Origin of the sequence: Kluyvera sp. CHPC 1.2972 (genome assembly GCF_036759925.1) — a bacterium.
Classification (GTDB): domain Bacteria; phylum Pseudomonadota; class Gammaproteobacteria; order Enterobacterales; family Enterobacteriaceae; genus Kluyvera.
In genome coordinates this window covers 118,337-139,883 of sequence record NZ_JAPKIB010000012.1, presented here as the reverse complement: position 1 = coordinate 139,883, position 21,547 = coordinate 118,337, and the positions used below count along the sequence as shown (strand labels likewise).

Sequence of the window (21,547 nt, the reverse complement as noted above, 5' to 3'; positions counted from 1 at the left end):
AAAGTGTTACCTATGTTCCCGGTCTGAAGTGTTACCTATGTATCCGGTCGTACAGAAGCGACGCCGGGGGAAAGCGCACCGGCCTTACAGATCAAAAAACACCGTTTCGTTCTCACCCTGTAAATAAATGTCGAAACGGTACACCGTCTCGTTGCCGCGCGTCTCTTTGTGGCCAATTAGCGTTTTGCGGCGTACTTCCCATTCGATCAGGTTCAGCACCGGGTCTTTCGCGTTCGCCTCCTGCTCGTCAGAGAAATACATTCTTGTATTCAAGCCAATGTTGATCCCACGCGCTACGACCCACAGATTGACGTGCGGTGCCATTATGCGCCCGTCGCGGCCCACGGCCTGTCCGGGTTTAATGGTGTCAAAGCGCCATACGCCGCTATCAAAGTTAGAGCAGGCGCGTCCCCAACCGCGGAAATCTTCATCCAGCGCCTTCTCATGCTGCTGGTCCGCTACATGGTTGTAGCGCCCGGCGGCGTTGGCCTGCCAGATTTCAATCAGTACATCGCGTACCGGCGTGCCGGAACCATCGAACACACGACCCTCAATAGCGATATGCTCACCTGGGGTATGGCTGTTGGTGAGCGTAGCGCCAAAGTTCTTCTCAAAGATATGGAAGCCTGCTGCGTCTGGGGCCAGGCCAATGTGCACATAAGGGCCTGCGGTTTGTGAGGCGGTTTCCGGTAAATAGTCTTTCATCGTGCAGCCCCCTGGGTGCGATTTTCAAACAGCGTGGCGCGTTGTCCACGCAGCACCAGATCAAAACGATAGGCCAGGCAGTCGAGCGGCACAGCGGCGTGGGTGTCCAGCTCCGCGATCAGCGTACGAACGGCATCATCGTTATTGATGGTTTTGACGATAGGGCACTGCTTGATAAGCGGGTCGCCCTCAAAATACATCTGGGTAATCAGTCGCTGGGCAAAGGCTTCGCCAAAAATGGAGAAGTGAATATGCGAAGGACGCCAGTCGCTCGCCTGGTTGCGCCATGGGTACGGGCCGGGCTTGATGGTGCGGAAGAAATAGTAGCCGTTTTCATCGGTCAGCACGCGTCCGCAGCCGCCAAAATTAGGGTCAATCGGCGCCAGATACTGGTCTTTCTTATGACGGTAACGGCCGCCGGCGTTGGCCTGCCATACCTCTACCAGCGTGTTTTTCAGCGGCCGACCGAAGCCGTCACGTACGTAGCCATGAACAATAATTCGCTCGCCAATCGGCAGGCCGTCTTTGGCGTAGTTGAGGATCAGGTCATTATCCAGCGGGCCGAGATCCTGCTGGGAAAAGACCGGGCCGGTAATTTCAGACAGTGAGTTTTGTAGCGAAATCAGGGCATTGCGCGGTGAACGCAGAACGCTGGTTTTATAGCCTGGCGCGTAGGCTGGGGGGTGATTGTTGTAATCCCGGTGAATCACTTCTTGCGGTGACCATTTCGTGCTCATAGGTGGCTCCGTGTAGGGTATTTTATTATTGCCGCAGACAGTGTGTGTGAATGCATTGTTAATTTAAAGTGAATTTAAGGTGTATTTTAGATAACTTTTGGTTATGTAATTCGACTCAATCACTCAATAAGTTCAGTCAGTTGCCGCGATCACAGTTTGTAAATTCTTACCCCATAGCGTGATGAGCTTTCCTACACTGCAAATATATTCACAGGAGGCAAGGCATCATGGCGCACACCCTTTCGGCAGATGATATTCGGGAAGCGTTTTCACAAGCGATGTCGGCGATGTATCAGCAAGAAGTTCCGCAGTATGGGACGTTGCTGGCATTAGTCGCTGACGTCAATCTGGCGGTACTGGAAAATAACACGCGTCTGTATGAACAGCTGGCTAATGCGGATGAGCTGGCGCGCCTCAACGTTGAACGCCACGGCGCGATTCGCGTCGGTACGGCACAGGAACTCTCAACCCTGTGCCGGATGTTTGCCATTATGGGAATGTCGCCGGTGGGCTATTACGATCTGTCAGTGGCTGGCGTGCCGGTACATTCGACGGCGTTTCGCCCGGTGGAGGATGCGGCGCTGCAGCGCAATCCGTTCCGTATCTTTACTTCTTTATTACGCCTTGAGCTGATTGACGACCCGGCGCTGCGCCAGAAAGCCGCGCAGATCCTTGCCCAGCGCGATATCTTTACCCCGCGCTGCCGGGCGCTGATGGATCTCCATGAAGAGCAGGGCGGATTGACCGCATCGCAGGCGCAGGAGTTCGTTCGCGAAGCGCTGGAGACGTTCCGCTGGCATCGACATACCACCGTTGATAAAGAAACCTATCAGGCGCTGCACCAGCAGCACCGGCTGATTGCCGACGTGGTCTGCTTCCCCGGCTGCCACATTAACCACCTTACGCCGCGCACGCTGGATATCGACCGTGCTCAGGAACTGATGTCCGACTACGGCATGGAACCGAAGGCGGTGATTGAAGGGCCACCGCGCCGATCGGTTCCGCTGCTGCTGCGCCAGACCAGCTTTAAAGCGCTGGAAGAGCCGGTGCAGTTTGCAGGCGAGTCGAGCGGCACGCACACCGCGCGTTTTGGTGAAATTGAGCAGCGCGGGATCGCGCTAACGCCTAAAGGTCGGGCTTTGTACGACAAACTGTTGAGCGAAGCGGGCGTGGGCAAAGATAACCTGAGTCACCAACAGCATCTGCAAGAGGTGTTCAAAGCCTTCCCGGACAGCGAATTCTTACTGCGCCAGCAGGGGCTGGCCTGGTTCCGCTATCGTTTAACGCCGACCGGTGATGCGCATCGTCAGGCGATTCATCCGGGCGATGACCCGCAGCCGTTTATCGAGCGCGGCTGGATTATCGCTCAGCCCATCACCTATGAAGATTTTCTGCCGGTCAGCGCGGCGGGGATTTTCCAGTCGAATCTGGGCGGCGACGGGCAGGCGCGCACCCACGGCAACGCCAGTCGCGACGCGTTTGAAACGGCGCTAGGCCGACAGGTACTGGACGAATTCAGTCTGTATGAGGAGGCGTCGCGGCGCAGCAAACGTCGTTGCGGTCTGCTCTGAAACAGGTACTCTGCATAGCAGTCAAGAAAACCAGGATGAAGAGTGAATGCAGAATAGCGCAACGCGGGTGGAGACCCGGCAGGGGACGTTAACGGGCGTCGTGGACGAGGATGTGTATCGCTGGAGCGGTATTCCTTACGCCGCGCCGCCGGTCGGTTCGCTGCGCTGGCGTGCGCCCCAGCCGGTTTCACCGTGGCAGGGCGTGCGTCAGGCTGATACGTTTTCGGCCGCCTGCTGGCAGAGCGCGGAGTACTGTCAGGAGCTGGGCGGCGGCGATCCCGGCCGCTTTTCTGAAGACTGCCTCTATCTGAACGTCTGGTCGCCCATTGAACGTCAGAAAGCGCTGCCGGTTATGGTCTGGCTGCACGGCGGTGGTTTTACCATCGGCTCAGGCGGGCTGCCGCCTTACGATGGCAAGGCGCTGGCGCGGCGCGACGTGATTGTGGTCACGCTCAACTACCGACTCGGTCATCTCGGCTTTTTTGCCCATCCGGCATTGGAGGGCGAAGATGGCGAAACGCTGTACAATTTTGGCCTGATGGATCAAGTTGCCGCGCTGCGCTGGGTTCAGGAAAATATCGAATCCTTTGGCGGAAATCGTGACAACGTCACGTTGTTTGGTGAGTCAGCCGGGGCGCGCAGCGTCCTGTCGCTAATGGCCTCGCCGAAAGCCGCCGGTCTGTTCCATAAAGCCATCATTCAAAGCGGCTATACCTTGCCTGATCTAGCGCGTGACGACGCGCTGGCTCGCGGGCAGCGACTGGCTGAACACTTCAATCTGCCGAACGCAACGGCGCACGCTTTGCGAGAGATTCCCGCCGAGTCATTCTGGCCGCTTACCACCCCTCATAATATTGGCCCCGCCCCGATTGTCGGCGACGCGGTGCTGCCGCAGCCAATGCTCGACGTTTTCTTCGCCGGAAAGCAGCACGCCATGCCGGTGCTGGTCGGCTCCAACAGCGATGAAGCCAGCGTGATGGCGGTATTTGGCGTGGACTTAACCGAGCAAATCCAAAAACTTCGCCGCGAGCGCCGTCTGGGGTTAGGGCTAATTAAGCTGCTCTATCCGGGCGTGAAAGGCGATGAGGAATTAGGCCGTCAGGTTTGTCGCGATATGGCGTTTACCACCCTAGGCTACGTGGTGATGCAGGCCCAGCAGCGGGTGAATCAGCCTTGCTGGCGTTACTGGTTTGATTATGTTGCCGAGGCCGAGCACGACACCTATCGCCACGGCGCGTGGCATGGCAATGAGGTGCCCTATGTCTTTGATACATTGGGGCAGATAACGCCCTCGTGCGACTACGTCACGCCCCGCGATCTGCAGGTGGCGGCTCAGGTCGCCGACTACTGGGTCAGCTTCGCCCGTGATGCCAGTGCGAGCCATACCGTATTGACGGGGCCGGTACGCTGGCCCGCCTGCGTGCGCGGCCGCGATCGGCTTTTACGCATTGGTTTGCGCAAGCACGCCGGGTTCCATGTGGAAAATCGTTTTATGCGTGCGCGGCTGGCGCTGTTCAAACGCGTAATGAAGCATCATGTGAGTCTGGATTGACAGATTTTGTTGCGCTAGCAATTGGATTATCAATCAATTTTGTCTAGAGTGGGCGGCAATAACGCCGTTTTTATTTTGCAGCATTCCGACTTTAAAAGGACGCTTTGCCAGGCATGAACCGCAGACACTTTCTTAAATCTTCAATGGCTGTTGCCGCCGTGTGCGGGACTTCCGGTTTCGCATCGCTCTTCTCCCAGGCCGCGATGGCAGAGGACTCCGGCATTGCCGACGGCCAGACACGTCGCTTTGACTTCGGCGTACTGCAATCCATGGCGCACGATCTCTCTCGCCAGCCGTGGAGTGGCGCACCGCGCCCGCTGCCGGATACCCTGGCTAACCTGACGCCGCAGGCCTACAACAGCATTCAGTACGACGCTGAACATTCACTGTGGAACAACGTCAAAGAGCGCCAGCTGGACGTGCAGTTCTTCCACGTGGGGATGGGCTTCCGTCGTCGCGTGCGGATGTTCTCGCTGGACCCTTCAAGCCACCAGGCGCGTGAAATTCATTTCCGCCCGGAGCTGTTCCAGTACAACGACGCCGGTGTTGACACCAAACAGCTGGAAGGGCAAACCGACCTCGGTTTTGCCGGTTTCCGCGTCTTTAAAGCGCCGGAGCTAGCGCGTCGCGATATCGTTGCCTTCCTTGGCGCGAGCTATTTCCGCGCGGTAGACAGCACCTACCAGTACGGCTTGTCCGCGCGCGGTCTGGCGATTGATACCTATACCGATTCGCTGGAAGAGTTCCCGGACTTCACCTCCTTCTGGTTCGAAACCGCGAAGCCGGGCGATACCTCCTTTACGGTGTACGCGCTGCTGGATAGCGCCAGCGTCACCGGAGCGTACAAGTTCGTGGTGCACTGCGAAAAAGCGCAGGTGATCATGGATGTGGAGAACCATATCTATGCGCGCAAAGACATCAAGCAGCTCGGCATTGCGCCGATGACCAGCATGTTCAGCTGCGGCAACAACGAGCGCCGCGTCTGCGACACCATCCACCCGCAAATTCACGATTCCGACCGCCTGGCGATGTGGCTTGGCAACGGTGAGTGGGTGTGTCGTCCGTTGAATAACCCGCAGAAGCTGCAGTTCAACGCTTACCAGGACAAAAACCCGAAGGGTTTCGGTCTGCTGCAGCTTGACCGTGATTTCACTCACTATCAGGACATCATGGGCTGGTACAACAAACGCCCAAGCCTGTGGGTTGAGCCGCGTAACCAGTGGGGGAAAGGGGCCGTCAGCCTGATGGAGATCCCAACCACCGGTGAAACGCTCGATAACATCGTCTGCTTCTGGCAGCCGGAAAAACCGATGAAGGCGGGCGATACGCTGAACTTTAGCTACCGCTTGTACTGGAGCGCGATGCCGCCGGTACGCTCTCCGCTGGCGCGCGTACTGGCGACCCGCACCGGTATGGGCAGCTTCCCGGAAGGTTGGGCGCCGGGCGAGCATTACCCGGAAAAATGGTCCCGTCGTTTTGCTATCGACTTTGTCGGCGGCGATCTGAAAGCGGCTGCGCCGAAAGGCATCGAGCCGGTGATTACGCTCTCCAGCGGAGAAGCGAAGCAGATTGAGATCCTCTACGTTGAACCGTTCGACGGCTACCGCATTCTCTTTGACTGGTACCCAACGTCCGATTCGACCGACCCGGTGGATATGCGCCTGTTCCTGCGCTGCCGTGGCGACGCCATCAGCGAAACCTGGCTATATCAGTACTTCCCGCCAGCGCCGGACAAGCGTCAGTACGTTGACGATCGCGTAATGAAATAACCTGCCTGTAGCCCGGCCGAGCGTAGCGACGCCGGGGTTTACCCCAAGCTCCTCCGGAGTCGGTGCTTTGCACCTCGTCCGGGCTACTTGCTGAGGATCCAGAATGACCACCGCTGAAACCATCACCGTCAATGACTCCGTCACCCTCCATGCCGTCAATGAAAGCCACGTCTCGGGGCTGCACCAGCTGGTGCTACGCAACAAAGCGTGGCTTCAGCAGACGCTGAACTGGCCGCAGTACGTCAACAGCGAACAGGATTCCCGTCAGAACGTGCAGGGCAATATGATGCTGCATCAGCGCGGCATCGCCAAAATGTTCCTGATTTTTGTCGATAACCAGATGGCAGGCGTGCTCTCTTTCAACCAGATTGAACCCTCGAATAAGACGGGCTATATCGGCTACTGGCTGGATGAAGGCGCGCAGGGAAAAGGGACGTTGTCGGCGGCGCTACAGGCGTTTATTCGCTACTATGCCGAACGTGGGGAAATTCGCCGCTTTGTGATCAAGTGTCGAGTAGATAACCTGCGCAGCAACCAGGTGGCGCTGCGCAACGGTTTTCAACTGGAAGGGTGCTTACGCCAGGCGGAGTTCCTTAACGGCGTTTATCACGATCAGAATATCTACGCGCGGATCGTCGACGCCACGCTATAGCGCACCGAAGAGCGGGGTGCGGGTAATTCGCTGCGCCCCGGTTATCGCTTTACGCCCGCGAAGATGAATCGCCTCTCCCGGTAGCGCCTCCACCACCACGCTATCGGTAATATCAATGTGATACTCGATCAGCACATCGCCAATGACCCGGGCATCACCCTGAATCAGCACGTGATCGTCGAGCAAAATCGGCCCGCCCTGTAAGTGCGCATTGCCGCCGACCAGCACGTGGTGCTTCAACACGCAGTTGCCTTCAACCACCGCGTTTTCCGCCACCTGCGAGCTGTAGCGCAAGGTGGGGATCTCATCCTCACCGCGCCCGGCGATAATGCGCGCATGGCCGTAGACTTTGGCACAGTCGCACACCCAGATATTGTTCTCTTCATTGCCGTCTAACCGGGCGCTGTCGAAAACCTCCGCCCGATGCTCAACAAAGGCATGAACCAGCAAGGCTTTGCCGTAGATTTGCGCCTGATGTACAACCCGACAGTGCCGCAACTGGGCGGCATCGTAGATTTGTAGCACCTGTTCGCTATCGGCGGTTAAGCCTCTGGCACCCACGACCTGCGACTGCTCGGCGATATGGGCGTAGCCAAACAGGTGGCAGTAGCCGTGAACCTGCGAATCGTGCACGGTGGCATCGCCGCTCACCCGCGCATGGTGGCTGATCCGGCTGGCCTGAACCCACGCATTGCCGCCAACCTCAGCCTGATGGCTGATTTCACAAGGCTGCGTCACCCTCGCGTTTTCGGTCACTCTGGCCCCGGCATAGACCAGGCTGTTCTCATCATAAATCCAGCATTCGCCATCGTGACTCAGCGACAGTTCGTTTTCGACCCAGCCACCGAGGCTACCGACGGTCACATCGGCAAAATCCTGCAAAGCAATAATCTGACGCACCACCACGCTCTCTCTGGCGCCGGGTTCGCCAATTTGCACGCTGCGCGTTTCATCGCTGAGACGATATTTTTTCATCATGGCCTCGGTGGGTATGCAGATAGAGTAAATGTAGCAAATCATCGCGAGAGTGGAGTGAATCAGTGGTGGTGAACGCTGAAGAGGTGTATAACCCATAATTAAACAAAATGTATTAATTAATACAAAACGTATTGAGGTGATGAGATGAGTGAACAAAAGCTCCCTGACTATGGCGATGTGGTGGCGGCAGCGGAACGTATTGCGGGTTATGCCAACCGGACGCCGGTCATGACGTCGCGGACGGTCAACGATGAGTTTGGTGCAGAAGTGTTCTTCAAATGCGAAAACTATCAGCGCATGGGGGCTTTTAAATTTCGTGGTGCAATGAATGCGCTACAGCAGTTTACTCCTGAGCAGCGCGCCGCGGGCGTGGTCGCTTTTTCTTCTGGCAATCACGCCCAGGCCATTGCGCTGTCGGCAAAGCTGCTGGGCATTCCGGCGACTATTGTCATGCCGCTGGATGCACCGGCGGTCAAAGTAACGGCGACGAAAGGTTATGGTGCGCAGGTTGTCACCTACGACCGCTATACCGAAGACCGCGAGCAAATAGGCCGCGACCTGGCAAAACAGCACGGCCTGACGCTGATCCCGCCATACGACCATCCACACGTGATTGCCGGGCAGGGCACGGCGGCGAAAGAGCTGATTGAAGAGGTCGGCCCGCTGGATGCACTGTTTGTCTGTCTCGGCGGCGGCGGGTTACTCTCGGGGTCGGCGCTGGCCACGCGTCATCTGTCGCCGGAGTGCCTGATCTACGGCGTCGAGCCAGAGGCGGGCAACGATGGGCAGCAATCCTTCCGCAGCGGCAGCATTGTGCACATCGATACGCCTCAAACCATCGCCGACGGCGCGCAGACCCAGCATCTGGGGGCGATCACCTTCCCGTTAATTCAGCAGAACGTCGATGACATTCTGACCGCCAGCGACGACGAACTGGTTTCCGCGATGACCTTCTTCGCTGAGCGAATGAAAATGGTGGTCGAGCCAACCGGTTGTCTCGGCTTTGCCGCCGCACGAGCGCGTAAAGCCGCGCTGCGCGGGAAAAAAGTGGGGATTATCGTCAGCGGCGGCAACGTGGATATCAGCCGCTATGCTGCCTTACTGGCAGGTTAATACTCAGCCGCCGGTGCTGGCAGGCGGCGTTCATCTTATGGAAGACAAGGCAAAACAGATGGCAAATGATGAAGATCACTCTCTGCTAAACCAGATTGAGACCATTGCTAAAGGGCTCAGCGACACCTTTTCGCCGTTCTGCGAAGTGGTGGTGCATGATCTGACACACCCGGAACATTCAATACTGGCGATCCACAATAATTTGTCCGGCCGCGAGGTGGGGGAACCCACGACGGAAATGGGACTGGCGCGTATCGCCTCCCCGGATTTCCCGTCGGTGGTGGCCAACTACGCCAACCAGTTTGCCGACGGTCGCCCGGTGAAAAGCACCTCAATCGGCATTAAAGATACCTCGGGGCAGTACGTTGCCGCGCTATGCCTGAACATCGACATGACGCTGTTTCGTGGGATGCAAAGCGCGCTGGCGCAGTTTACCGCGGTGGACAGCGCTCCGGTTGAAGAACACCTGGAGCCGTCAGGGTTGGAGACGATTCGCCAGCGCATTGACCGCTTCGCCGCCCAGCGCGCCACTACCGCGCGGGCGCTCAGCCCTGATGACCGAAAAGCGGTGATGCAGGCGCTACGCTCGGAAGGTTTACTTGAGCTGCGTAAATCGATGGATACGGTGGCACAGCATCTGGGAATATCGCGGGCAACCGCCTATCTTTATGCGCGACAGAAAAATGAAGTATAACGGGGTATCCATTTTGGACTTCAACACCGACAGCCTCCAGGGGGAGCGATGCTTTTATCCAGTCTGATAGCGATTGCAGCCGTATTAGTGATGGGCGTCATGAGCCCTGGCCCGAGTTTTATCTACGTGGCGCGAACCGCCGTGGTGCATTCCCGCATGCACGGCCTGGTAACGGCGCTGGGCACCGGCGTAGGTGCGGCGACGTTTGCCATGATGGCGATGCTGGGGCTGCAAAAGGTGCTTAACGCAGTGCCGGAGCTGTTTATCGGCCTTAAAATTGCGGGCGGCGCCTATCTTATCTGGATGGGGATTAAAATTTTCCGCGGTGCGCGCCAGCCAATGGCAATCGCGGTAGGAGGCGAAAAACGGGAAATTTCCCTGTGGAAAGCATTTCGTGACGGCCTGCTTACTCAATTGAGCAACCCCAAAACGGCGATTGTCTTTGCCTCCATTTTCACCGCGCTGCTGCCGTCTGATATTCCGACCGCGTTTTACTACATCGTGCCGGTAATGAGCTTTGTGATTGATGCGGGCTGGTATTCGCTGGTGGCGCTGGTACTGTCGGCGGAAAAACCGCGTCGCGTTTATCTGCGTATTAAAGGCGCGGTAGACCGTACTTCTGCAACCGTTCTGGGCATCCTTGGCGCGAAGCTTATCTATACTTCTTTTTCGCGCTAGCGCACCGATAAAGAATCATTTAAAATGCAACTTAACAAAATTTGATTAATTAAACTAAATGCATAATAACGAGAGTGAAGCTCGGGTGCTTAATTTGCCCGTCGGCTACTTTGGGATGGTATTGGGCACCATTGGAATGGGCTTTGCCTGGCGGTACGCCAGCACCATTCTGCCGGTAAGTCATAGCATTGGCGATGCGCTGGTGGTGCTTGCTATCGTGATGTGGGGATTGTTGACCCTGGCTTTCCTGACGCGGGCGGTACGCTTTCCGTATAGCGTCTGGCAGGAGATGAATCATCCCATCGCCAGCAGCTTTGTCAGCCTGTTTCCGGCGACGACTATGCTGGTGGCCATTGGCGTGACGCCGTGGTCGAGGCCGTTGGCGCTGGCACTGTTTTGCGTCGGCGTGGCGTTGCAACTGAGCTACGCGGCCTGGCAAACCGCCGGGCTATGGCGCGGAGAGCATCCGGCAGATGCCACCACGCCGGGGCTCTATTTGCCCACCGTGGCCAACAATTTCATCAGCGCGATGGCCTGCGGGGCGCTGGGTTTTAACGACGCCGGGCTGGTGTTTCTTGGCGCAGGGGTTATTTCATGGATTACGCTCGAGCCCGCCATCGTCCAGCGCTTACGCAGCGGCGGCGTGCTCTCCGTACCGTTACGTACTTCGCTCGGCATTCAGCTGGCACCGGCGCTGGTGGCCTGTAACGCCTGGCTGAGCATCAACGGCGGCCATGCGGATGTGTTTGCCAAAATGCTGTTCGGCTATGGCCTGCTGCAGCTGCTGTTTATGTTGCGCCTGATGCCCTGGTATCTGCGCCAGGCATTTAACGCCTCGTTCTGGAGCTTCTCGTTCGGTATTTCCGCGCTGGCTTCCACCGGGCTGCATCTTGGCCACGCCAGCGGTTCCGGCTTTTTCCATAACCTGGCGCTGCCGCTGTTTATTTTCACCAATATCGTGATCGGCCTGCTGCTGATTAAAACGCTGCTGTTGCTGCTTCAGGGTAAACTTTTGACTCGTGTTGCTCCGTCAACACTGATGAAACCGAAGGATGAACAATGACCACTCGTGACGAAAACTACTTCACCGAAAAATATGGCCTGACCCGCACCCATTCTGACGTGCTGTACGCGGCCACGCAGGTTGCGCCGGGCAAAACGCTGGATCTTGGCTGTGGCAACGGGCGTAACAGCCTCTATCTGGCGGCAAACGGCTATGATGTGACGGCGTGGGATAAGAACCCGATGAGCATCCAGAACCTGCTGTCGATTCGCGAAGCGGAAGGGCTGGAAAACCTGCAGGCGTCGGTGAAAGATCTCAACACGCTGACCATTGACGGTGATTATGATTTTATTCTCTCCACGGTGGTGATGATGTTCCTTGAGTCGAGCACTATCCCGCGCCTGATCCCCAATATGCAGCGCTGCACCAAACCGGGTGGCTATAACCTGATCGTCGCCGCAATGGATACCGACGATTTCCCTTGCACCGTCGGTTTCCCGTTTGCTTTTAAAGCCGGTGAGCTGAAAAACTATTACGAAGGCTGGGATCTGCTGAAATATAACGAGGACGTCGGTGAACTTCACCGTACCGATGAAAACGGTAATCGCATCAAATTACGCTTTGCCACCCTGCTGGCACGCAAGAAATCATAATTTGTATTTATATAACGGGCACAAGCCCGTTATGCCATGAATCATTTTTGTGAATAATGAGAGCCGACTCCATTTTTGCCGCGACAAACTCCTGATTCATTTGCTATAACTTACTGGCATTTGTGCATTTATCAGGGATTATTCTCATGCGTACTCAAGCGTTTTTCAAAGCGGCGGCCCTTGTGGGCGTTCTGGCATTAGCGGGCTGTGCATCGAAGACCACCACTCCCGAGCAATATTCAGGATTCTTAAAAGATTATTCTGGCTTGAAGGAAACCACCACGGCGTCAGGAAAAACGGAACTGCGTTGGATCTCTCCGGACTATAAATCGTCCAACTACGCCAACGTCGTCTACAACCCGGTAACCTACTACCCAGTGCCGAAACCGACCACGCAGGTTGGGCAGAAGGCGTTGACCGACATTCTGAACTACACCAACACCGAGCTGAAAAAAGCCATCAGCGAGCGTAAGCCGCTGGCGACGACCGTTGGCCCACATAGCCTGATCTTCCGCGGTGCGATTACCGCCGTTGACTCCAGCAAAGAAGGCCTGCAGTTCTATGAAGTGATCCCAATCGCAATGGTGGTTGCAGGTACTGAAGCGGCGACCGGCCACCGTACCATGAACACCAACCTCTACTTTGAAGCGGAACTGATTGATGCGGCGACGAATAAACCGGTCATTAAAGTGGTGCGTAAAGGCGAGGGTAAAGACCTGTCTAACTCCGACTCCCAGCTGACGCTGGATACGTTGAAACAGGTTATCGATGATATGGCCGTTGATGCCGTTAAATTCGATCCATCCCAGAAGTAATTTTACTTTAGGGTGTAAATGAATAAAGGGCGACACGCAGGTGTCGCCCTTATTTTTTTATTCAGGCGCGGGCTTCTTTTAATAGCTGTGCAATTGCCGCTTCCTGCTCGGCATAATTCCCTTCGCCAAAAAAGGTATAACGTAACTGCCCGCGCGCATCGAAAAGATAGTGGGCCGGCCAGTATTGATTCCCAAAAGCGCTCCAGATTTGGTCATTATTGTCGGTGACGACGGGATAGGTTATTCGCCATTTTTTTACCGCTTCCTGCACCGCGCTGAAATCTTTCTCATGCGGATACTCTGGCGTATGTACCCCAATCACTTCCAGTCCCTGAGACCGATATTTTTCCGCCCACTGACGCACGTGCGGCAGCGTGTGCTGGCAGTTAATACAGTCGAAGGTCCAGAAATCGATCAGTACCACTTTGCCCTTCAGCGATTCGCTAGTGAGCGGTGCGCTGTTGATCCAGCCTGTACCGCCGCTCAACGGTGGCAAAGTGCTGTCGGCAACCGGCTGGAGCTTGACTGGGGTGGCCGGAAGCCAGCCGACCAGATTTTTCTCCAGTTGCGCAGAAAGCCCTGTCGCACCTTGTAGTACGCTGGTGGTACCAGAAGCAATCAGCGCCACCGACGCCAGCATCGTCACCCCAGCAAGCTGTTTCAATCGTTCAACCCGTACTGTTCTGGCTCGCAGCCAGTGCAGTACGCGCTGCCCGCCGAGCCAGAACAACCCCAGCATGGCGGCACAACCGCTACCGTAGGCCGCAAGCAGCACGCCGCTGGAGACGGTGTTGCCCTGAACGATGCCGAGACTCAGGATAGCCCCTAGCACTGGCCCTGCGCACGGTGCCCACAATAGCCCGGTGGCCATGCCCGCCAGCAGGGCGGCAATCACGCCACGACGACTCAGACTGCGGTCGTTCACCTGGTTTCCTAATCGCACCACCGGAGCCATCAGCCGCTGGGCAATGCGCGGTGAAATAAGCGACAGTGCCACCGCGCTTAGAAAGGCGAGCGCCAGCCAGCGGCCCGCCTGTGCGACCTGAGTGACCCAGGCGCTGGCGACCGTGACCAGCAGCGACAGTGCGGTAAACATCACCACCATCCCGGCGAGCATCGCTGCCAGATGTCGTTTTTGTCCTTTCACGCTGGCAAACAGAAACGGGATAACCGGCAACGTGCAGGGGCTGAGCAGGGTCAACATCCCGCCGAGAAACGCGATAATAATAGCCATCAGACACCTCATATCAATGAAACCTGCCGAGCAGGCGATGAGGTGATTTAATCGTACCGATGTCGTGGGAATGTGTCGGCAATCGGCCGTTTTGTCAGCTTAATTGTCGACGATTGCGTCAGATACATCAGGATACAAAGGCAGCAGAAGTCTGGCTGACAGGCCACCCTGTGGCCGATTGCTCAGCGCGAGTTTTCCTTGCAAGCGAACCGCGAGCTGCGAGGCGATAGCCAACCCCAGCCCGGTGCCGCCGGTATGGCGGTTGCGCGATGATTCCAGCCGATAGAAAGGTTGCAGTACGGCTTCCAGCTCGTGCTCAGGGATGCCCGGTCCGCCATCGTCAATCTCAATGACCAGCCAGCGATCGTCGACGGGCTTGAGCGTCAGCTGCGCGGTGTCGCCGTACTTTAACGCGTTATCGACAAGATTGGTCACGACCCGCCGCAGCGCCTGTGGGAAGGTGATGAGCGGCAAGGGATGACCCGACGAAACGAACGTGACCGGATGCCCGGTATCGGTGTAATCGCAGACCAGGGTATCCAGAAAGGCGTTGAGGTCGAGGCGCTGGCTTGGCTCCTGCACGCTTTCAGTACTGCGTGCGTAGGCGATACCTTCGCGCACCAGCCGGGTCATGGCATCCAGATCCTGCATCAGCTTCTCCTGTAGGGCGGGCTCCTGCGCCATCTCCACCCGAAGTTTCATACGGGTGATGGGCGTTTGCAGGTCGTGGGAGATAGCGGCGAGGATCTGCGTGCGCTCTTTTAGATAGTGCTGAATGCGCGCCTGCATGGCGTTGAACGCCCGCGCCGTTTGCTGCACCTCAAGCGGGCCGCGCTCCGTCATGGGTTGAGGTGTGGTGGCCGCCGGTTCGAGGGTTTCAACCGCGCGGGTAAAGCGCCGTAGCGGACGCACCACCTGACGCACTGCCAACCAGGCGAAAATCAGCAGCAGTAATGGCTGTGCGACCAGGACAACGGGTAACCAACGCGCCAGCGCAGGAAGCTGCGGGTACATGTCGATGGTGAGCGGCTGACCATCGCTCAAATGAAGGTGGGCCTGGATATGCTCCTGCGGGCCGGGCAGATGGCTGACGGTAAGGGCATATTTTTCTCCCAGTGCATTGCGCAGCGTCTGCACGATGCTGCACGTGCGCCAACCGGTCGGCGCAGGGCCGGGCTCGCCGCTTGAAATCAGGTATTGATAGTTACCACGTGCCAGGCGGGGAAGCCAGGCACTGCGCTCGCTGGCGGGGAGCCGGTCGAGAATAGCCACGCTGGTGGCAACATCATTTTCCAGGGTGTTGAGCATCACGCTGCGCGCGCTGCTCATTCGCTCGTACAGCAGCAGCGACAGCGTCAGGCCGTTGGCCAGCAGCAGGCCGCCCAGCACGATTAACACCAACTGATAGAGCAGGGATTTTGGCCATAGCCTCATTCGCGGTGTTCCCGAATTTCAACCGCCATCGCCAGCACGTAGCCTTCACTGCGCACGGTTTTGATATAGGCCGGTTCACGGGCGTCGTCGTTTAAGCGTTGGCGCAGGCGGCTGACCAGAAGATCGATGGAGCGTTCGAACAGCTCCGCGTCGCGTCCCTGGGTCAGGCTGAGCAACTGGTCGCGACTTAACACGCGCTGTGGATGATCGACAAACACGCGCAGCAGACGATATTCCGCGCCGCTTAGCGCCACCGCCAGGCCATTGTTGTCTATCAGGTGGCGAGCGGCGGTATCGAGACGCCAGTCGCCAAAGGCAATCAAACGCCCGGTTTCGGTTATCTGCAAATTGGGTGGCAGGGCGCGGTACCGGCGTAGAATCGCCTTAATGCGCGCCAGCAGTTCGCGTGCGACAAACGGCTTCACCAGATAGTCGTCGGCGCCCATTTCCAGCCCCAGAATGCGGTCTGCGTCATCGCCGCGCGCGGTCAGCATCAGCACCGGGACGTTCTGGCGATCGTTACGCAGCTGGCGGCACAGCGTTAACCCGTCGTCGCCAGGCATCATGATATCCAGCACCACTAAATCGACCTGATTGCTGCTCATATAGGCGCGCATCGCCTTGCCGTTACTGGCCCCTGTTGCCCGGAAACCTGATTTCTGCAAATAGTCGACGACCAGCTCGCGGATGTCGTGGTCGTCGTCCACCACCAGGATATTGTCGATATGTTCCATGTATTCTCCAGAAAGGGCTTGGGGGCCACTATCAGCTTACAGCTTATCGGCATCAACCACCGCGATGGTGAACTCCGCCGGGGCTTCCTGCGGCGGGTTATGGCCAACGTGGGCACCGAAGGTACGATGTTCATATTTGCCGGTAAAGTGCGCGGCATAGGTTTTCGGATCCGGGTGCGGTGCGCCGTTGTTGCCACCTTCAATCGTGATGGTCGGAACGGTTATCGGCGGCAGCGTCGCCAACTTCTGCTCATAGTTATCATATTTTGCTTCGCCTTTTTCCAGCCCCTGACGCCAGCGGTAGTTGCTGAGGGTTATCGCCACATGGTCAGGGTTATCCAGCGAGGCGGCGCTGGTGTTGAAGGTACTGTCGCTAAATTTCCAGTCCGGCGAGGCCTGCTGCCAGATAAGTCTGGCGAAGTCGTGGGTGTTCTTCGCATAGCCTGCCTGGCCGCGTGGCGTGGCGAAATAGAACTGATACCACCACTGCAGTTCCGCTTTCGGCGGCAGCGGCTGTTCGCCAATTTTCTGACTGCTGATCAGATAGCCGCTTACGGAAACCAGCGATTTTACGCGTTCCGGCCACAGCGCCGCGACGATATCGGCGGTGCGTGCGCCCCAGTCGTATCCGGCAAAATCAGCCTGCTTGATGTTCAATGCATCCATCAGTGACACAATATCGGCTGCCATGGCGGAAGGCTGCCCGTTACGCGGCGTGCTGGCGGAGAGAAAACGGGTGCTACCATAGCCGCGAAGGTGGGGGACAATCACCCGAAAACCTTTGCGGGCAAGCGCTGGCGCCACTTCCGCGTAACTGTTGATATCGTACGGCCAGCCGTGAAGCAAGATAACCGGCTGCCCGTCGCGGGGGCCAATATCGACGTAGCCGACATCGAGTACACCGGCGTGAATCTGATGAACCGTTTTGAACTCGCTGGCGTAGTCGGTTGCGGCCAGTGCAGGCAGCGCAGAGGCCATCAACACCGAGGCCAGACACAGACGGTGAAAGCGGGATACGGAAGAGGCTGAAGCGTTCATGAATTTCTCCTGGACAGAGGCTTGATATCATCAAATCAAAAACGATAGCGAACGAAGTATAGGCGGCTATCGCGACCTGATAATAAAAACAGCCGGACGTGTCGAGGATGTGTGGGAATACGGGGATTTTGCCAGCTACTGTATCCAAAGAGAGGCCAGATACAGTGTGATACAAACAAACGCCCGGGCTACATGCGATATCGTAGCCCGGCCGGGCAAAGCGACGCCGGGATCACGCCCGACTTAAAAACGGCACTCGCCACATTTCCGGTTTGGCAAACATCACCAGGTTTCCCAGCAGAATCAGCACCAGCCCCACCACCGCGTTCGCATGCCACTGGTAGCCCTCGTACATTGTCGACAGCGTCAGCGCCACCAGCGGGAACAGCAGCGTACTGTAGGCGGCGTTGCTGGCGCCAATACGCCCGACCAGGGTGAAATAGACGCCGAACGCGATCACCGATCCGAAGATTGCCAGATAGAACAGGGCGCCCATATAGCTCACCGTCCACTGCGGGGTGAAATCATCACCGCGCAGCAGGGCGATAACGCCGATGATGATGGTGCCGTAGAGCATCGCCCAGGTGTTGGTGGTCAGCGTCTCCAGGCCACGGCGCTGGTGGCGTATGCTGAGCATATTCCCCAGCGAAAAGCCGTAGGTCCCGAGTGCACTGAGTAAAATCCCGGCCAGTAGCGTGCTGCTCATGCCCACCGCCTGCAGGTCATCCCAGAAGAGGGTGACGATGCCGCATAACCCCAGCAGCGCGGCAAGGTAGAAGCGCTTCGGTGGTGTCTGACGGAAAAAGATAAAGCTGTTGATGGCGTTAAACAGCACCGCCATGGAGAAGATCACTGACTCCAGGCCTGTGTTAATCCATTTTGCGGCGATATAAAAACAGAGGAAGTTAAAGCCGAACACGCAGCAACCCTGCACGATGCAGAACAGGTGATCGCGTAGTCCCAGCGGTCGTAGACGGCGCAGACTCAGCAGAATGGTCATCATGGTGATACTGGCAATGGCAAAGCGCCAGAAAATGGAAACCGCCTCAGGAACCGGGCCCTGCTGTAAAAAAATGGCAATCCAGGTGGTTCCCCAGATAACAACGACCAGAGCATAGAGCAGTGCGTTCATCATTCCTCGCAAAATCATATTGAAAAACACAGTGTGCGGGGATGTGATGCGCGGCGCTTGCAGAAGGCTGCGGGGGACTTGCATATTCTTGCGGTTTTTTTGCTTGCGAGGCGCTGAGAACGCTAGATTCCGCGGGCGACAGTCCCTAGACTGACATTATCGATAATCGTGATAGATATGTTAATGGCCTACGCAACGTTTGAAAGATTACAGAGTCAGAACGCACAGCTGCGGGAAACCGTGGCGCTTAACTCTGGGATACAGCTGGCGGCCTGGTATAACAAATGCGACAACCTGACGGTGAAGAGCGATCATCACACCCTGAGCCTGTACGTCGCCGACGGCTACGAAAGTTATCAGAAAACCCCTCATGGCTGGAAAAACGGCGGCGGGCCAGACCGTTTCTGTCTGATGCCGAAAGACAGTGAATCGACGTGGGATATTCGCGGCGACCTGTCGTTTGTGCACCTGTACTGCACCGACGAACACTTACGGAAGGTGGGCGAGCAGGTGTGGGATCGTAGCCCGGCGACGCTGACCCTCGACGAACAGATTTTTGGCGATGATCCAAAAATTACGCTGCTCTACCGCCAGTTCCTGCTCGGTTATGACTGGCAGCAACCGGCAAACCAGCTGACCCTGAGCAGCGCGAGTACGATGCTGCTAACGCACCTGATCCAGCATCACGCCAACGTGCAGTGGCGACTGCCGACAGTGACCGGCGGGCTGGCGCCGGCGGTGTTGCGTAATACGCTCGACTATATCGATGCGAATCTCTCCGCGCCGCTGACGCTCGCCGACCTTGCCGCCCAGGCGGCCCTCAGCGAATATCATTTTGCGCGTATGTTCCGCCAGAGCGTGGGGCTAGCACCGCATCAGTACGTGATGCAGCGCCGGATGGACCGCGCGCAGCAGATGGTGCGCTACACCACGCAATCCCTGACCGACATTGCCCTGTGCTGCGGGTTTAGCTCCGCCAGCCACTTCAGCAACCGCTTTAAAGCAGCGAACGGCGTGACACCGTCACAACTACGCGCGAGCCTTGCGGGATAGCAGCGCGAAGCTGGCGCCGCCAATCACTAATCCCCAGAATGCCGACCCCACGCCTGCCAGGCTGACCCCGCTGGCGGTGACCAGAAAGGTGACCATCGCCGCATCGCGTTCTCTGTCGCTACTCAGCGCCTGAAACAGGCTACCTCCCAGCGTACCGAGCAGCGCTAATCCAGCCAGCATTTGGATCCATGCCGTCGGTAATGCCGACATCAGTGCGGTGATGGAGCCGCCAAAAATCCCGGCAATCAGATAGAAAATGCCTGCCGCAGCCGCAGCCAGCCAACGCTTCTGCGGGTCGGGATGTGCGTCCGGACTCTGGCAGATGGCGGCGGTAATCGCGGCAATACACACGGAGTAGACCCCGAACGGTGCCAGCAACAGGCCAAACGCGCCGCTGACCACAATCAGTGGCGAAACCGGCACGCGATAACCGGAGGCCTGAAGCGTGGCGAGTCCGGGCGCGTTTTGTGAGGCCATCGTGACCAGAAAAAACGGAATACCGATGCTCAGTAGCTGAGTGAGAGAGAAATGCGGCGCGATATACTGCGGCGCGACCACTGCCAGACTCAGCGAGTCAGTGACAACGTCACCTTTAGCCGCGGCGACCACAATACCGACCGCCAGCGCCGCCACCACCGCATAGCGTGGGGCGAGTGCTTTAAACAGCAGCCAGCCAACCAGCATACTGCCGCATAGCACCAGTTGCCCCTGGAGCGTGGCAAAGGCCTGCAGGCCGAAGCGCAGCAGGATGCCTGCCAGCATCGCGGCGGCCAGCGAATGCGGAACCAGCTTCATCAGTCGGGCAAACCAGCCGGTGAGACCGCAAATCACAATCAGTGCATTAGCAAAGATAAAAATGCCCACCGCATCATTCAGCGTTGCGCCTTGCAGGCTGCCAACCAGCAACGCCGCGCCGGGGGTAGACCAGGCGGTTAAGATAGGCACTTTACGCCATAGCGTCAGCACCAGCGTACTGACGCCCATCGCCAGACCGAGCGCGGTCATCCAGCCGGAGATTTGTACCGCGGTTGCGCCCGCGGCGGCAGCGGCCTGCCAGATGATCGCCGCAGAGCTGGCGTAGCCGACCAGCACGGCAACAAAACCGGCCAGTACGGTAGGGAAAGGAACCAAAGGAGATCGCATAAAAGTCTCTTGTGCGTTATAACGTCCAATTAATGTAGCATTGTGCGTTATAGCGCACAATGCTGACGTGGGATTTGCTAAAACAGCTCGGGTGGCGTGGGGTATACTTTGGCGATGGAAGAGAACGGAGGTGGAATGAACATTGCGCAACACCTGGCGGCAACGCTGAAATCCTTACGTCAGCAGCGTGGCTGGAGCCTGTCGAAGCTGGCGGAAGAGACCGCCGTGTCGAAGGCGATGCTGGGGCAAATCGAACGCAACGAGTCCAGCCCGACGGTGGCGACGCTGTGGAAAATAGCTACCGGCCTGAACGTGCCGTTTTCGGTCTTTATTACGCCTGAAATACCGGGCGCAGAGCAGTCGTTTGACCCGCAACAGCAGGCGATGGTGGTGACGCCCGTGTTTCCCTGGGACCCGGTACTTTGCTTTGACCACTTTTCTATTACCCTTGCGCCCGGCGCATTAAGCGAATCAACCCCGCATGAAAAAGGGGTGATTGAACACGTGGTGGTGATTAGCGGGCAGCTTGATATGTGCGTTGAGGGGGAGTGGCGGACGCTCTATCCCGGTCAGGGGTTACGCTTTGCGGGCGACCTGGCGCATGCCTACCGCAACAGCGGCGAGCAGGTAACCCATTTCCACTCTATCATTCATTATCCCAAAGAAAACGCCGCAGGCAGGCCTGCGGCAAATCATGACAATGAACCATAACGTGGCCGTTACGAGGAAAGTCCGGAATACGAAACTGACTCTAACGGACGGATGTCGAAAGCGGAAATGCCCATTTCGGTAATAGGTTACTGAAATTATGCTAATCGCGGCGCACAAGCGGTGGAAACTGTTTTCGTCCGTCGCGGCT

At 57.3% G+C, this 21,547-nt stretch carries 21 protein-coding genes; 12 read left to right on the top strand and 9 right to left on the bottom strand.

Annotated features, from left to right (window positions below; all coding sequences use genetic code 11):
• Positions 1 to 84 precede the first annotated feature (84 nt).
• Both pcaG and pcaH read right to left on the bottom strand, forming a co-directional pair.
• Positions 85 to 705 carry a protocatechuate 3,4-dioxygenase subunit alpha gene (pcaG, locus tag V6944_RS17640; RefSeq protein ID WP_333499897.1) on the bottom strand — a complete coding sequence of 207 codons (621 nt, stop codon included), beginning with the start codon at positions 703 to 705 and terminating at the stop codon, positions 85 to 87.
• Entirely contained in the window at positions 702 to 1,442 is a 741-nt protein-coding gene (pcaH, locus tag V6944_RS17635) for a protocatechuate 3,4-dioxygenase subunit beta (RefSeq protein WP_185668696.1), read from the bottom strand. The genes pcaG and pcaH overlap by 4 nt, the downstream gene beginning before the upstream one ends.
• A gap of 227 nt (positions 1,443 to 1,669) precedes the next feature.
• Between pcaH and hglS the strand changes: the two genes are divergently transcribed.
• From hglS to rimL, 4 genes are all read left to right on the top strand, one after another.
• Complete coding sequence (gene hglS / locus V6944_RS17630) at positions 1,670 to 3,013, top strand: 2-oxoadipate dioxygenase/decarboxylase HglS (RefSeq protein ID WP_333499896.1); 1,344 nt, start codon at positions 1,670 to 1,672, stop codon at positions 3,011 to 3,013.
• A gap of 46 nt (positions 3,014 to 3,059) precedes the next feature.
• Positions 3,060 to 4,565 carry a carboxylesterase/lipase family protein gene (locus tag V6944_RS17625; protein WP_333499895.1) on the top strand — a complete coding sequence of 502 codons (1,506 nt, stop codon included), beginning with the start codon at positions 3,060 to 3,062 and terminating at the stop codon, positions 4,563 to 4,565.
• Positions 4,566 to 4,678: 113 nt separating this feature from the next.
• Entirely contained in the window at positions 4,679 to 6,334 is a 1,656-nt protein-coding gene (locus tag V6944_RS17620; RefSeq protein ID WP_333499894.1) for a glucan biosynthesis protein D, read from the top strand.
• A 103-nt stretch (positions 6,335 to 6,437) separates the two neighbouring features.
• Positions 6,438 to 6,986: a 50S ribosomal protein L7/L12-serine acetyltransferase gene (rimL, locus tag V6944_RS17615; protein ID WP_333499893.1), complete on the top strand. Its 549-nt coding sequence runs from the start codon at positions 6,438 to 6,440 to the stop codon at positions 6,984 to 6,986.
• On the opposite strand, the gene ydcK is transcribed toward rimL, so the two are convergent.
• Positions 6,981 to 7,961 carry a YdcK family protein gene (gene ydcK / locus V6944_RS17610; RefSeq protein WP_333499892.1) on the bottom strand — a complete coding sequence of 327 codons (981 nt, stop codon included), beginning with the start codon at positions 7,959 to 7,961 and terminating at the stop codon, positions 6,981 to 6,983. The two genes, rimL and ydcK, sit on opposite strands and share 6 nt — an antisense overlap.
• Positions 7,962 to 8,108: 147 nt before the next feature.
• On the opposite strand from ydcK, the gene V6944_RS17605 reads away from it, so the two are divergent.
• From V6944_RS17605 to V6944_RS17580, 6 genes are all read left to right on the top strand, one after another.
• Positions 8,109 to 9,077: a threo-3-hydroxy-L-aspartate ammonia-lyase gene (locus tag V6944_RS17605; protein WP_333499891.1), complete on the top strand. Its 969-nt coding sequence runs from the start codon at positions 8,109 to 8,111 to the stop codon at positions 9,075 to 9,077.
• 58 nt (positions 9,078 to 9,135) lie between these two features.
• Complete coding sequence (locus V6944_RS17600; RefSeq protein ID WP_333499904.1) at positions 9,136 to 9,771, top strand: helix-turn-helix transcriptional regulator; 636 nt, start codon at positions 9,136 to 9,138, stop codon at positions 9,769 to 9,771.
• A gap of 48 nt (positions 9,772 to 9,819) precedes the next feature.
• Entirely contained in the window at positions 9,820 to 10,449 is a 630-nt protein-coding gene (locus tag V6944_RS17595; RefSeq protein WP_333499890.1) for a LysE family translocator, read from the top strand.
• 58 nt (positions 10,450 to 10,507) lie between these two features.
• Entirely contained in the window at positions 10,508 to 11,512 is a 1,005-nt protein-coding gene (tehA, locus tag V6944_RS17590; protein ID WP_333499889.1) for a dicarboxylate transporter/tellurite-resistance protein TehA, read from the top strand.
• Entirely contained in the window at positions 11,509 to 12,105 is a 597-nt protein-coding gene (gene tehB / locus V6944_RS17585; RefSeq protein WP_333499888.1) for a tellurite resistance methyltransferase TehB, read from the top strand. The genes tehA and tehB overlap by 4 nt, the downstream gene beginning before the upstream one ends.
• 146 nt (positions 12,106 to 12,251) lie before the next feature.
• Entirely contained in the window at positions 12,252 to 12,920 is a 669-nt protein-coding gene (locus V6944_RS17580) for a DUF3313 domain-containing protein (protein ID WP_333499887.1), read from the top strand.
• A 61-nt stretch (positions 12,921 to 12,981) separates the two neighbouring features.
• Here V6944_RS17580 and V6944_RS17575 read toward each other — a convergent pair whose 3' ends face one another.
• The 5 genes from V6944_RS17575 to V6944_RS17555 all read right to left on the bottom strand — a co-directional run bounded on the left by V6944_RS17575 (position 12,982) and on the right by V6944_RS17555 (position 18,492).
• Positions 12,982 to 14,154, bottom strand: a complete 1,173-nt coding sequence (locus V6944_RS17575) for a cytochrome c biogenesis protein DipZ (RefSeq protein ID WP_333499886.1) — start codon at positions 14,152 to 14,154, stop codon at positions 12,982 to 12,984.
• Between the two features lie 99 nt (positions 14,155 to 14,253).
• Positions 14,254 to 15,588, bottom strand: coding sequence for an ATP-binding protein (locus V6944_RS17570; RefSeq protein WP_333499885.1), 1,335 nt, complete (start codon positions 15,586 to 15,588; stop codon positions 14,254 to 14,256).
• Positions 15,585 to 16,322 (bottom strand): response regulator, encoded by a 738-nt coding sequence (locus V6944_RS17565; RefSeq protein WP_333499884.1) that lies wholly within the window; start codon positions 16,320 to 16,322, stop codon positions 15,585 to 15,587. The genes V6944_RS17570 and V6944_RS17565 overlap by 4 nt, the downstream gene beginning before the upstream one ends.
• A 36-nt stretch (positions 16,323 to 16,358) precedes the next feature.
• Positions 16,359 to 17,360 carry an alpha/beta fold hydrolase gene (locus V6944_RS17560; protein ID WP_442910751.1) on the bottom strand — a complete coding sequence of 334 codons (1,002 nt, stop codon included), beginning with the start codon at positions 17,358 to 17,360 and terminating at the stop codon, positions 16,359 to 16,361.
• 232 nt (positions 17,361 to 17,592) lie between these two features.
• Positions 17,593 to 18,492, bottom strand: a complete 900-nt coding sequence (locus tag V6944_RS17555) for a DMT family transporter (protein ID WP_333499902.1) — start codon at positions 18,490 to 18,492, stop codon at positions 17,593 to 17,595.
• A gap of 183 nt (positions 18,493 to 18,675) precedes the next feature.
• On the opposite strand from V6944_RS17555, the gene V6944_RS17550 reads away from it, so the two are divergent.
• Positions 18,676 to 19,545, top strand: coding sequence for a helix-turn-helix transcriptional regulator (locus V6944_RS17550; RefSeq protein ID WP_333010619.1), 870 nt, complete (start codon positions 18,676 to 18,678; stop codon positions 19,543 to 19,545).
• Here the strand turns inward: V6944_RS17550 and V6944_RS17545 are convergent.
• Entirely contained in the window at positions 19,522 to 20,688 is a 1,167-nt protein-coding gene (locus tag V6944_RS17545; protein ID WP_333499883.1) for a benzoate/H(+) symporter BenE family transporter, read from the bottom strand. The genes V6944_RS17550 and V6944_RS17545 overlap by 24 nt on opposite strands.
• A 135-nt stretch (positions 20,689 to 20,823) precedes the next feature.
• On the opposite strand from V6944_RS17545, the gene V6944_RS17540 reads away from it, so the two are divergent.
• Complete coding sequence (locus V6944_RS17540) at positions 20,824 to 21,399, top strand: helix-turn-helix domain-containing protein (RefSeq protein ID WP_185669087.1); 576 nt, start codon at positions 20,824 to 20,826, stop codon at positions 21,397 to 21,399.
• The last annotated feature ends 148 nt before the right edge of the window (positions 21,400 to 21,547 follow it).

Excerpts from the sequence above, each read along its gene's own strand:
- pcaG (WP_333499897.1), bottom strand. The coding sequence starts at position 705 with ATGAAAGACTATTTACCGGAAACCGCCTCACAAACCGCAGGCCCTTAT.
- pcaH (WP_185668696.1), bottom strand. The coding sequence starts at position 1,442 with ATGAGCACGAAATGGTCACCGCAAGAAGTGATTCACCGGGATTACAAC.
- hglS (WP_333499896.1), top strand. The coding sequence starts at position 1,670 with ATGGCGCACACCCTTTCGGCAGATGATATTCGGGAAGCGTTTTCACAA.
- V6944_RS17625 (WP_333499895.1), top strand. The coding sequence starts at position 3,060 with ATGCAGAATAGCGCAACGCGGGTGGAGACCCGGCAGGGGACGTTAACG.
- V6944_RS17620 (WP_333499894.1), top strand. The coding sequence starts at position 4,679 with ATGAACCGCAGACACTTTCTTAAATCTTCAATGGCTGTTGCCGCCGTG.
- rimL (WP_333499893.1), top strand. The coding sequence starts at position 6,438 with ATGACCACCGCTGAAACCATCACCGTCAATGACTCCGTCACCCTCCAT.
- ydcK (WP_333499892.1), bottom strand. The coding sequence starts at position 7,961 with ATGAAAAAATATCGTCTCAGCGATGAAACGCGCAGCGTGCAAATTGGC.
- V6944_RS17605 (WP_333499891.1), top strand. The coding sequence starts at position 8,109 with ATGAGTGAACAAAAGCTCCCTGACTATGGCGATGTGGTGGCGGCAGCG.
- V6944_RS17600 (WP_333499904.1), top strand. The coding sequence starts at position 9,136 with ATGGCAAATGATGAAGATCACTCTCTGCTAAACCAGATTGAGACCATT.
- V6944_RS17595 (WP_333499890.1), top strand. The coding sequence starts at position 9,820 with ATGCTTTTATCCAGTCTGATAGCGATTGCAGCCGTATTAGTGATGGGC.
- tehA (WP_333499889.1), top strand. The coding sequence starts at position 10,508 with ATGCATAATAACGAGAGTGAAGCTCGGGTGCTTAATTTGCCCGTCGGC.
- tehB (WP_333499888.1), top strand. The coding sequence starts at position 11,509 with ATGACCACTCGTGACGAAAACTACTTCACCGAAAAATATGGCCTGACC.
- V6944_RS17580 (WP_333499887.1), top strand. The coding sequence starts at position 12,252 with ATGCGTACTCAAGCGTTTTTCAAAGCGGCGGCCCTTGTGGGCGTTCTG.
- V6944_RS17575 (WP_333499886.1), bottom strand. The coding sequence starts at position 14,154 with ATGGCTATTATTATCGCGTTTCTCGGCGGGATGTTGACCCTGCTCAGC.
- V6944_RS17570 (WP_333499885.1), bottom strand. The coding sequence starts at position 15,588 with ATGAGGCTATGGCCAAAATCCCTGCTCTATCAGTTGGTGTTAATCGTG.
- V6944_RS17565 (WP_333499884.1), bottom strand. The coding sequence starts at position 16,322 with ATGGAACATATCGACAATATCCTGGTGGTGGACGACGACCACGACATC.
- V6944_RS17560 (WP_442910751.1), bottom strand. The coding sequence starts at position 17,360 with ATGAACGCTTCAGCCTCTTCCGTATCCCGCTTTCACCGTCTGTGTCTG.
- V6944_RS17555 (WP_333499902.1), bottom strand. The coding sequence starts at position 18,492 with ATGAACGCACTGCTCTATGCTCTGGTCGTTGTTATCTGGGGAACCACC.
- V6944_RS17550 (WP_333010619.1), top strand. The coding sequence starts at position 18,676 with ATGGCCTACGCAACGTTTGAAAGATTACAGAGTCAGAACGCACAGCTG.
- V6944_RS17545 (WP_333499883.1), bottom strand. The coding sequence starts at position 20,688 with ATGCGATCTCCTTTGGTTCCTTTCCCTACCGTACTGGCCGGTTTTGTT.
- V6944_RS17540 (WP_185669087.1), top strand. The coding sequence starts at position 20,824 with ATGAACATTGCGCAACACCTGGCGGCAACGCTGAAATCCTTACGTCAG.